Below are 10,942 nucleotides of genomic sequence, written 5' to 3'. Positions count from 1 at the left end.
CTATGCTAGAATTGAAAAGGATGAAAAAACAGGCAGATATCTACTTACGAAATCAGTTACAGACAAAAAAGACCAAACTTACGCTTTATACAATATGACTCAAGATCAATTAGAGCATACACTACTTCCAATAGGTGATTATGAAAAGGATAAAGTAAGAGAAATGGCTAAAGAGCTTGGACTTGGAGTTTATAATAAGCCAGATAGCCAAGAGATATGCTTTGTAAAAGACAACGACTATGCAAATTATGTAAAAAGACATTCAAATAAAAGAATAAAAGAAGGTAATTTTGTAGATACTAATGGTAAGGTGCTTGGAAGACATAAAGGAATCGTAAATTATACTATAGGGCAACGTAAGGGCTTGGGTATAGCATTTGGTAAGCCGATGTTCGTAATAGATATAAATGCCAAGAATAATACGGTAGTATTAGGAGATAACGAGGATTTATTCAAACACAATTTAATTGCAAAGGACGTAAATCTTATATCAGTAGAAGATATAACAGAGCCTATTAGAGTAAAGGCTAAGGTAAGATACTCTGCAAGACCAGCAGATGCTACAGTTTACAAGGTCGCAGAGGACAAGATAAAAATTGTATTTGACGAATCACAAAGGGCCATAACAAAAGGACAGTCTGTAGTTATGTATGACGGAGACAAAGTAGTCGGAGGAGGCATAATAGAAAGTAGCTTTTAGATAGCATTCGACTTGATAATCTTTAAATAGAGCTTTTAAAATAAAATATTTGTTGACAAAATACAATTTATAATTTAAATTAATATTAGTAATTAATATTTAAAATACAGCGAAAAGGAATAGTAAAATATTCGATGGCTTTACAGAGAAGAGGCGTTGGTGAGAGCCTTTAAGTACAGGATATTTGAAGCAGTCTTGGAGTAGCAATTCGGAGTTTAGTATGAATTGCCGGTAGTTACGTTATAGCTAAGGTTTTCCGAAGATGCCATACTTTATGGTAACTAGGGTGGTACCGCGAATACACCTCGCCCCTATAATTTATTTATAGGTGCGAGGTTTTTTAATTATATACATGGATAAAGATTCTCTTAATTTAGCTGATGAAAAAATATTAATTAATTGTATGATATTCAAGAATTTAGGAGGTAATAAATTATGAAAAAAATGGGTTGTAATGAAATAAGAAAAGCTTTCTCAGATTTCTTTGAATCTAAGGGACATTATATAGGTAAAAGTTCTTCTTTAATACCTAAAAACGACAAAAGTTTACTTTTAATAAACTCAGGGATGGCTCCAATAAAAAATTATTTTTCAGGGGTTGAAGTTCCACCAAAAAACAGAATGAGTACAGTTCAAAAATGTATAAGAACTGGTGATATAGAAAATGTAGGTAAAACTGCTAGACATGGTACATTCTTTGAAATGATGGGTAACTTCTCATTTGGAGATTACTTCAAAGAAGATGCTATAAAATGGGCTTGGGAATTTGTAACTGAACATCTACATATACCAGAAGAAAAGATATGGGCAACAGTTTATTTAGATGATGATGAAGCTCATGATTTATGGCTTAAATATACAAGCATACCAGAAGAAAGAATAGTAAGATTAGGTAAAGATGATAACTTCTGGGAAATAGGTCTAGGACCATGTGGACCTTGTTCAGAAATGTACTACGATAGAGGTCCTGAATATGGATGTGGAAGTCCTGACTGTAAACCTGGATGTGACTGTGATAGATACTTAGAATTCTGGAATTTAGTATTCAGTCAATTTGATAGACAAGAAGATGGAAGCTATCCTCCACTTGAACATAAAAATATAGATACTGGTATGGGACTTGAAAGAATGGGCTGCATAATGCAAGGTGTAGACAACATATTTGAAGTAGATACTATAAGAGCTATAATAGACGAAATAGAAAAAATATCAGGCGTTAAATACGGTGAAGACCACGATAAAGACGTATCAATAAGAATAATAACTGACCATATAAGAGCAACAAGCTTTATGATAGCTGATGGTATACTTCCATCAAATGAAGGTCGTGGATATGTTCTTAGAAGATTATTAAGAAGAGCTGCTCGTCACGGTAAATTATTAGGAATAAAAGAAGATTACCTATATAATTTATTCGATGTAGTTAAAGAAGTTAGTGGAGAAGCATATCCAGAACTTGTTGAAAAGGAAGGATACATCAAAAAAGTTATAAAAATAGAAGAAGAAAAATTCAACGAAACAATAGACCAAGGTAGTGAAATATTAAATTCTTATATAGAGGAATTAAAAGCAAATAATCAAAATGTACTAGCTGGTGAAAAAGTATTTAAATTATATGATACTTATGGATTCCCAATGGATTTAACTAAAGAAATTCTAGAAGAAGTTGGATTTGATTTAGATGAAGATGGTTTCAACGAAGAAATGGACAAACAAAGAGAAAGAGCTAGACGCGCTAGAGGAAATATGGAAGGTGAAAGCTGGAAGGAAGATCCACTTTCTGCTTTAGATTCATCTATAGCATCTACATTTGAAGGATACAACTATCTTACAACTGTAGGTAAAGTAACTGCTTTAGTTAAAGACGATGAAGTAGTCGATACTATAAAAGAAGGAGACGAAGCAATAGTAGTACTTGACAAAACTACTTTCTATGCAGAAGGTGGAGGTCAAGTTGGTGATAAAGGTATATTAGAAAATGAAAATGCAGTATTTGAAGTTATAAATACTAAAAAAGGTGCAAATAATACAATAAAACACATAGGTATTGTGAAAAAAGGTAGCATAAATACTCAAGATGAATTAAAATCATTAGTAAATAGAGAATTAAGAATGGCATCTGCTAGAAACCACAGTGCTACTCACTTACTACACAAGGCTTTAAAAGAAACTTTAGGAGAACATGTTAACCAAGCAGGTTCATTAGTAACTCCAGATAGACTTAGATTCGATATAACTCACTTTGAACCAATATCAAAGGAAGAACTAGAAATAGTTGAAAGAAAAGTAAATGACGTTATTTTACAAGCTCTTGATATAAACTGCGAAGTTATGGGTATAAATGAAGCTAAGGATAAAGGAGCTATGGCTTTATTCGGTGAAAAATACGGCGATGAAGTAAGAGTTGTAACTATGGGAGACTACTCAATGGAACTTTGTGGAGGTACTCACCTAACAAATACTTCACAAGTAGGATTATTCAAAATATTATCTGAAGGTGGAGTAGCAGCTGGAGTAAGAAGAATAGAAGCTATTACAGGAAGAAGTGTATACGAATACTTAAACTCAAGAGATGAATTAATAGAAGAAGCTTGCACAGCCTTAAAAACAAAAGAAGATAATTTAGTAAATAAAGCACATTCTTTAGTAGAAGAAAATAAATCTCTATCAAAAGAATTACACGATGTAAAAGCTAAAATGAGCCTACAATCAGCTGATAAGGTTATGGACTCTAAGGTAGAAGTAAATGGAGTTAACTTAGTAACTGCAAAATTTGAAGGAATGGATATGAATTCATTAAAGGAAATGGCAGATAATCTAAGAGACAAATTACAAAGCGGTGTAGTAGCAATCTCTAATGTAAGTGATTCTAAAGTAAATTTCGTAGTTACAGCAACTAAGGACGTAATAGAAAAAGGAATCCACAGTGGAAACATAGTAAAAGAAATTGCAAAAATTGCAGGTGGAAAAGGTGGCGGAAGACCGAACATGGCTCAAGCTGGAGCACCTGACGCTACAAAGATAGATGAAGCTCTAAGCTATGCTAGTGAGGTTATAAAAAGCCAAGTAAAATAATACTTTGAAAAAATACCAAAGGCTCTAATTTTTAGAGCTTTTGGGATTTTAATTTAATAGGGGGCTTTAAGATGGATAAAAATTTAGATTATACAATGAAGTTTGAAGGAATATCAGAAGGTAAATTAACTATAAGGGAAACTCTAGAATACGTTTATGAAGCTTTAGAAGAAAAGAAACGCTATGATCCAATAGATCAAATCATAGGATATATACTTTCTGGAGATTCAAGCTATATAACAAGCAATAGAAATGCGAGAACTATAATTAAAAAATACGAAAGAGATGAATTATTAAAAGAATTATTAAAAAGTTATTTATCTAAATAATAGTGTTCTTGTCTTGCTAGTTTAAAATAGAAAGAGGTCGACTTAATGAAGAAAAAATTAATATCCTTTTTATTATCACTAATAGTATGTTTAAGCTTTTGTATATCTAGTGTATATGCCGATACAGCTGAAAATTCAAACGGAAAGGTTATATATATTAGTTTAAATAGAACTAGCTTAGAAAATTTGCTTGAGATACCTATAATCAAGAAAAAGACAGAAAATAGTGGATATGTTGCTCTTATGACTACCAAAGGCGATGGAGGTTCAAATACAGACCAAAAGTCTTTTGCTAGTATAGGTGCAGGTGTTAGAGCAAATGTTTTAGATGAAGATTACAACAAATTTGAAAGCTTAGATGAAGATGAGAAGGTTCAATTTGAATCTGTAACAGGAGTCAAACCACTAGAAATCAACAACTTAAAAATAAATAGAAATTTAAATCAAAATCTCGATTATGGAAGCTATGGAGCAACTTTAGGAATACTTGGTTCTACATTAAAAGAAAATAATTTAAAGGTTGCTTTGCTTGGAAATAGTGATATAGAAAAAAACGGAGAAATTAAAAAGATAAGAAATTTAGCATTAATATGCATGGATGAATACGGTAGAGTTGAATCTGGGAATGTAGATGATATAAATATCAAAGACAATACGATGCCGTATGCAATTTCAACTGATTACGAAAAATTAAAATCAGAGACAAAAAAATACTACGAAAGTAGCGATGCTATTTTTGTAGAGCTTGGTGATACGTACAGATTAGACCAGTACAGAAAGCTTCTAAATGAAAATACCTATGAATCTATGAAAAATAGAATATATCAAAGGGTAGACGGATATCTGACAGAAGTATTCAATATGGTAGGAGAAAATGATACTATCTATATAACAAGTGAATTTGAAAGTGATTTAGATTATTTAAATAAGAGAAGATTATCACCGGTTATAAAATTCCAAAAAGAAGGATATGGACTTTTAGAGTCTTCAACAACAAGAGAAAGTGGAATAGTAAGTAATATTGATATAGGTGTAGATATTTTAAATCAATTTGGATTAAAAAATGAATTAATGATAGGTAAAGCATTTAAAAATGTTCAAGATGAAAATAATATAGAAAAGCTTTTAAATGAATACCAAAGAATAGTTTCTGTAAATAGTATAAGGGCTACAGTTGTAAATACATTTGTAGGTATAGTTTCTGCATCTTGGGTTATTGCCATGGTAGCTTTACTATTTAAAGAAAAAATACCTAAAAAAGAAAAGGGATTTGGAAGAGAACAAATATTTAAAGTTTTAAAAGAATTTATAAAATTAGGCCTTATAATGCCATTGGCATTTTTAACAGCTCCTGTACTAAATTTTAAAACGCAAACAGGTTTAGTAATTGGAGTACTGATTGTGACAATTATTTATTACTTAATAGGTCATAAATTGTTTAAGCACGATGATTTAAAACAAATGGGATTTTATGCGATGCTTACAATAGGTCTTATAATAGTAGACTGTATATTAGGCACACCTCTTATGAAGGGCTGTATAATGAGCTATGATGCAATAAATGGCGCTAGATATTACGGTGTAGGTAATGAATACGAAGGTGTAACTATAGCAAGTGCTATATTTGCATTGGCTGTTTTATTAAATTACAAAAAAATACCAAAATGGCTTGCCGTCGTATTATCATTAGTTATTTTAGTAACTAGTGCAATGCCTTCTATGGGTGCAAATGTCGGCGGTGCTATATCAGAATGTGTAGCTTATTTATTATTTATACTGTTGATGTTTGATATAAAGTTAGATTTTAAGAAAATTGTTTTAATAGGTGTGGCTGCAGTATTATTAGTTGTAGCATTTGCAGGATTAGATTTTATTATGGGAAGTGAATCACATTTATCAGTATTTACAAACCAAATAATACAAGAGGGTCCAGCTGCCATATTTAATACATTTGGAAGAAAAATACAAATGAATTTAAAATTGGCTAGATCTAGTGTATGGGTAAATATACTTATTGTGAGTATAATTATAATTGGAGTGCTTATATTTAAGCCATCTGGATATTTCAAGAGAATACACGATAAATATCCTATGATCTTTAAAGGATTTATGGCTTCTTTTGTAGGCTGTATAGTTACATTATTGGTAAATGATTCGGGTATAGTAGCAGCTTCAACAGCAGCTATTTATATATTAATTCCTATTATAATAATAAGTATTAACATGATAATTTTTGATGAAAATGATGAAATTTTATAATAAAAATTAGTCAGGATTTCCTGGCTAATTTTTTTAAAAGTATATGCAAAACAAAATAGATTAATATATGAAGGAGAAAAATATGTTAGATGGAAGAATAATGGGTCTAGATATAGGTGACAAGACTATAGGCGTTGCTGTAAGTGATATAATGGGGATTACAGCACAAGGTATAAAAACTATAAGAAGAGAATCTAAGAAGAAGGATATAGAAGAATTAAAAAACATAATCAAAGAAAAACAAGTCAATAAAATTGTCTCAGGACTTCCTAAAAATATGAATGGAACTTTAGGTCCACAAGGCGAAAAGGTTATAAAGTTCTGTGATTTAATAAAAGAAGAAACTGGACTAGAAATAGAGTTTTGGGATGAAAGACTGACTACAGTTGCAGCGGAAAGATCTCTACTTGAAGGAGATGTAAGCAGAAAAAAAAGAAAAAAAGTAATCGATATGTTGGCAGCAGTGCTTATATTACAGGGATATCTAGATAGTAAATCAAAATTTTAAATTAAATGTGTAAAAATTTCTGTTTATGATATATAATTATATATCATAATAATAAAATAGAATAATAATTAAAATATTTATTTGTGAAAAAGGAGAAAAACATGGAAGAAAATATAATAACTTTAATAGACGAAGATGGTCAAGAGGCTGAATTTGAGATAGTTTTATCTTTAGAAGCTGAAGGAAAGGAATATGCTATATTACTTCCTCTAGATGATGAAACTTGCGACGAAGCTTTAATATTTAGAATCGATTCAGATGAAAAAGGAGATATTTTAGTTGCTCTAGAAGATGAAGACGAATATCAAATAGTTGTAGATGTTTACAATACTTTAATGGAAGAACAAGGATTAAATGACGACGAATTTTAAGCGACTTTAAATCAATTAAAAAAGGAGGTTTTTACCTCTTTTTTTTGTGCAAAAATAAATTATTTGAAAAAGAGTTGACTTTTTTGATTTAGAGTATTATTATTTAATTAAGTAATTGCTTAACTAAATAAGGAGGTAGTTATGGAGGAATTAGTAAAAGTTTTCAAAGCCTTGAGCGATGAAACTAGACTAAAAATATTGCTAATTATCTCAAAGAGAACAATTTGCCAAAAGGGTATTTCTAAACATTTAGGCATTTCAGACTCTGCTGTATCACAGCATATAAAAGTTCTGAAGGAGGCCAATATTGTTACAGGAATAAAGGAAGGCTATTCAGTTATATATGTAATCAATGAAGAAGCTTTTAACAAAGCTAGATTATTTTTAAAAATGATAAATAAAATAGACGACGACACATTTATAAAAAGGGAAAATCTAGAACAAATAAGATTAAATAGCTGTGCAAATTGTAAGTTAAATAAAAAATGTTGTAAAAATAGGGGGATTTAGAGATGAAAGTTTGTATACCAGTTGTAGAAAATAAGGGAATGGAAAGTTTACCATATGGACATTTTGGATCAGCTCCAGAATTTGTTGTGTGTGATTTAGAAAAAGGAACAGTTGAATCAATAAACAATGGAGATTTAGGACACGAACATGGAAAATGCCAACCACTAAAAGCTTTATCAGGAGTTAAAGTAGATGCAGTTATAGTAGGTGGTATAGGTGCAGGTGCTATAATGAAATTAAACGATATGGGAACAAAAGTTTACAAAGGTGTAAATGATACTATAGAAGTTAACTTAAAATTATTAAAAGAAGGAAAATTAGCTGAATTCTCTATGGCTAATGCTTGCCAACATCACCATGGAGATGGTGGATGTGGTCACGACCATGGACACGATATAAATCTTTAAGATATAAAACATAAATGATTATTACAATGTTAAATTTTGAAATAAATTAAGTCGATATAAAAGGTCACCTACAATTTTAGATGGTGGCTTTTTATATTGTATAGCAGATTTTTTAATGGAAGGTTTCTTATCAATTAAGAAATTTATCCAATAAAAAAAGTCCTTATAAAGTCATTTGTATGCTCCTAAAGAAAACGCTATATTGACAAAATAAGAAAAATGATTTAAAATAATTACAATAGATTATCAGTTGAAAATAGGTGAGTTTATGAAAGAGTCGATAGAAAACATAAAAAGTAAGCTTAAAGAGACTGGTTTTAAAATAACACCACAGAGAAGAGCTATATTAGAAATTTTATTAGAAAATGATGATAAACATTTAAGTAGCGAAGAAATATACGATATGGTAAGAGTTTCTTGCCCAGAAATAGGTTTGGCTACAGTATATAGAACAATACAACTTTTAAATGACGTGGGGTTACTTTCTAAATTAAATTTAGATGATGGATGTATTAGATACGAACTTCGCCTTAATAAAGAGGAAAAACATAATCATCACCATTTAATATGTGAAAAATGTGGTAAGATTATAGAGACGAAAGAAGATTTATTAGACGGAATAGAAACATTGATTCAAAAAGAATATAAATTTAATGTATCAGACCATGATATTAAGTTTTACGGAATATGTGAAGATTGTCAAAAAATATAAGTCCCGAGATGGACTTATATTTTAGTTTAGGAAAAAAGCTTCGTTTTAAAATCAATTTGAGCTTTTATTATTTGAGTAATAAATAGACTGATATAAAATTTGTCATAATAATAAGATAAATGTATTACGATTATGTCTTAAAATATATTAGAAATTATGGTACAATAAAATCAGCTGGTAAAAGTGTACGTGATTTAATATTATTTTTTTTTGCAAATTTAAAATTGAATAGACAGAGGAGAGGATGCAATTGTTTAAGAAAAACACCAATAAGATAAAGGTGATGGCTTTAGGTGGTCTTAACGAAATAGGTAAGAATATGACTTTAATCGAGTACAAAGACGAGATAGTTGTAATCGATGCAGGTCTTAGCTTTCCAGAAGACGAGATGCTAGGGGTAGATATTGTCATACCAGATATTACTTATTTAATTAAGAACAAAGAGAAGGTTAAAGGTATTTTTATAACACACGGCCATGAGGATCATATAGGAGCTCTTCCATACATCCTTAAGAAAATCGATGTACCTGTATACGGAACTATGCTTAGTATAGGCTTGATAGAAGTTAAATTAAAGGAGCATAAATTGAGTACAGCTAAATTAAACGTAGTTACTCCTAGACAGATAATAAAGCTTGCAAATATGAGCGTAGAGTTTATTAAAAACAATCACAGTATCCCAGGTGCATGTTCTATTGCAGTTCATACAGATCAAGGAATCATATACCATACAGGAGATTTCAAGATAGATTTGACTCCGATAGACGGCGGTGTGATGGATTTACACAGAATATGCGAGCTAGGACAAGAAGGAGTCCTTTTATTATTAGCAGATAGTACTAATGTTGAGAGACCAGGATATACAATGTCAGAAAAAACAGTAGGGGCTGGTCTAGACGATTTATTTAGAAAGGCTAACGATAGTAGAATTATAGTTGCAACGTTCTCTTCAAACATACACAGATTACAACAAATAATAGATATGGCTAAAAAATGCGATAGAAAAGTAGCTATATCAGGCAGATCTATGGTCAATGTTATATGCGTTGCAAGAGAGCTTGGATATCTAGATATAGAAGACGAAATGTTAGTAGATTTAAATGATATATCTAAATACGAGGATAGGGAGCTTGTAATTATAACTACAGGAACACAAGGAGAGCCGATGTCTGCCCTTGCTAGAATGGCAAGTAGTGAACACAAAAAGGTCGAAATTAAAGCTGGGGATTTGGTTATAATATCAGCTCATCCAATACCAGGTAATGAAAAATTAATTTCAAAGGTTATAAATTTATTATTTGAAAAGGGTGCAAGTGTAGTATACAATGACTTAGCTGATATACATGTTTCAGGTCATGCATCTCAAGAAGAGTTAAAATTAATAAACGTAATGGCAAAACCTAAGTTCTTTATGCCAGTACACGGTGAGTATAGAATGTTAAAGAGACATGCAGAGCTTGCTGAGGAATTAGGAATGCCAGAAGAAAATATATTTGTGATGCAAACAGGCCAAGTGTTAGAATTAGATAAAAATTCTGCTAAGGTGACTACTACAGTTCCAATAGGAAATGTTTTAGTCGACGGTCTAGGTGTTGGAGATGTAGGAAATATAGTTTTAAGAGATAGAAAGCATCTATCAGAGGATGGTCTAATGATAGTTGTAGTAACTATTTCTAAAGAAGATGGAAAAGTTTTAGCAGGACCAGATATAATATCAAGAGGATTCGTATATGTAAGAGAATCAGAAGACTTAATGGACGGTGCGAAGGCTGTAATAAAAGAAGTATTAACTGAATGCGAAGAAAAAAACATAAAAGAATGGGCTTATTTAAAAAATAATATAAAAGAAAATCTTAAAGAATATTTGTACACAAAAACAAAAAGAAATCCAATGATACTACCTATAATAATGGAAGTATAGAGGTCGATTTTGAAGGGTATTGTGAAATAGGTTTTAAATCTATTTTGCAATACCCTATTTTGATTCAAAATTTTTGCCTTACAATAATATACCAATTATAAATTTATAATTTTGGAAAATATACTTATATAGAATAATCATTTGACGAGG

General features: G+C 30.7%; 10 protein-coding genes and 1 other annotated feature. All 10 genes read left to right on the top strand.

Going from position 1 to position 10,942, the window contains the following annotated elements; all coding sequences use genetic code 11:
• Positions 1–700 (top strand): MnmA/TRMU family protein (locus MR593_RS12255; RefSeq protein WP_331474852.1); only part of this gene is annotated, 700 nt, incomplete at its 5' end.
• Positions 701–800: 100 nt separating this feature from the next.
• Positions 801–1,016 (top strand) — a binding site (T-box leader).
• 119 nt (positions 1,017–1,135) lie between these two features.
• Positions 1,136–3,775 carry an alanine--tRNA ligase gene (gene alaS, locus MR593_RS12250; protein WP_290693389.1) on the top strand — a complete coding sequence of 880 codons (2,640 nt, stop codon included), beginning with the start codon at positions 1,136–1,138 and terminating at the stop codon, positions 3,773–3,775.
• A 71-nt stretch (positions 3,776–3,846) separates the two neighbouring features.
• The gene (locus tag MR593_RS12245) at positions 3,847–4,104 is read left to right on the top strand and encodes an IreB family regulatory phosphoprotein (RefSeq protein WP_290693387.1); all 258 of its coding nucleotides are present in this window, start codon (positions 3,847–3,849) and stop codon (positions 4,102–4,104) included.
• Between the two features lie 45 nt (positions 4,105–4,149).
• Entirely contained in the window at positions 4,150–6,363 is a 2,214-nt protein-coding gene (locus tag MR593_RS12240) for a hypothetical protein (RefSeq protein ID WP_290693384.1), read from the top strand.
• A gap of 82 nt (positions 6,364–6,445) precedes the next feature.
• Positions 6,446–6,871: a Holliday junction resolvase RuvX gene (ruvX, locus tag MR593_RS12235; protein WP_290693381.1), complete on the top strand. Its 426-nt coding sequence runs from the start codon at positions 6,446–6,448 to the stop codon at positions 6,869–6,871.
• A 101-nt stretch (positions 6,872–6,972) separates the two neighbouring features.
• Positions 6,973–7,242 carry a DUF1292 domain-containing protein gene (locus MR593_RS12230; protein ID WP_290693378.1) on the top strand — a complete coding sequence of 90 codons (270 nt, stop codon included), beginning with the start codon at positions 6,973–6,975 and terminating at the stop codon, positions 7,240–7,242.
• Between the two features lie 141 nt (positions 7,243–7,383).
• Complete coding sequence (locus MR593_RS12225; protein WP_290693375.1) at positions 7,384–7,752, top strand: ArsR/SmtB family transcription factor; 369 nt, start codon at positions 7,384–7,386, stop codon at positions 7,750–7,752.
• 2 nt (positions 7,753–7,754) lie between these two features.
• A complete protein-coding gene (locus MR593_RS12220; protein ID WP_290693372.1) occupies positions 7,755–8,159 on the top strand; it encodes a NifB/NifX family molybdenum-iron cluster-binding protein in 405 nt (134 codons plus the stop codon).
• Positions 8,160–8,427: 268 nt separating this feature from the next.
• On the top strand, positions 8,428–8,871 hold the full coding sequence (locus MR593_RS12215) for a Fur family transcriptional regulator (protein WP_290693369.1): 444 nt from the start codon (positions 8,428–8,430) through the stop codon (positions 8,869–8,871).
• Positions 8,872–9,115: 244 nt separating this feature from the next.
• On the top strand, positions 9,116–10,792 hold the full coding sequence (locus tag MR593_RS12210) for a ribonuclease J (RefSeq protein WP_290693366.1): 1,677 nt from the start codon (positions 9,116–9,118) through the stop codon (positions 10,790–10,792).
• Positions 10,793–10,942 lie beyond the last annotated feature (150 nt).

The organism is Intestinibacter sp. (assembly GCF_022780145.1).
In the GTDB taxonomy this organism is placed as follows: Bacteria; Bacillota; Clostridia; order Peptostreptococcales; family Peptostreptococcaceae; genus Intestinibacter.
This window is presented reverse-complemented; position numbering and strand designations above follow the sequence as displayed.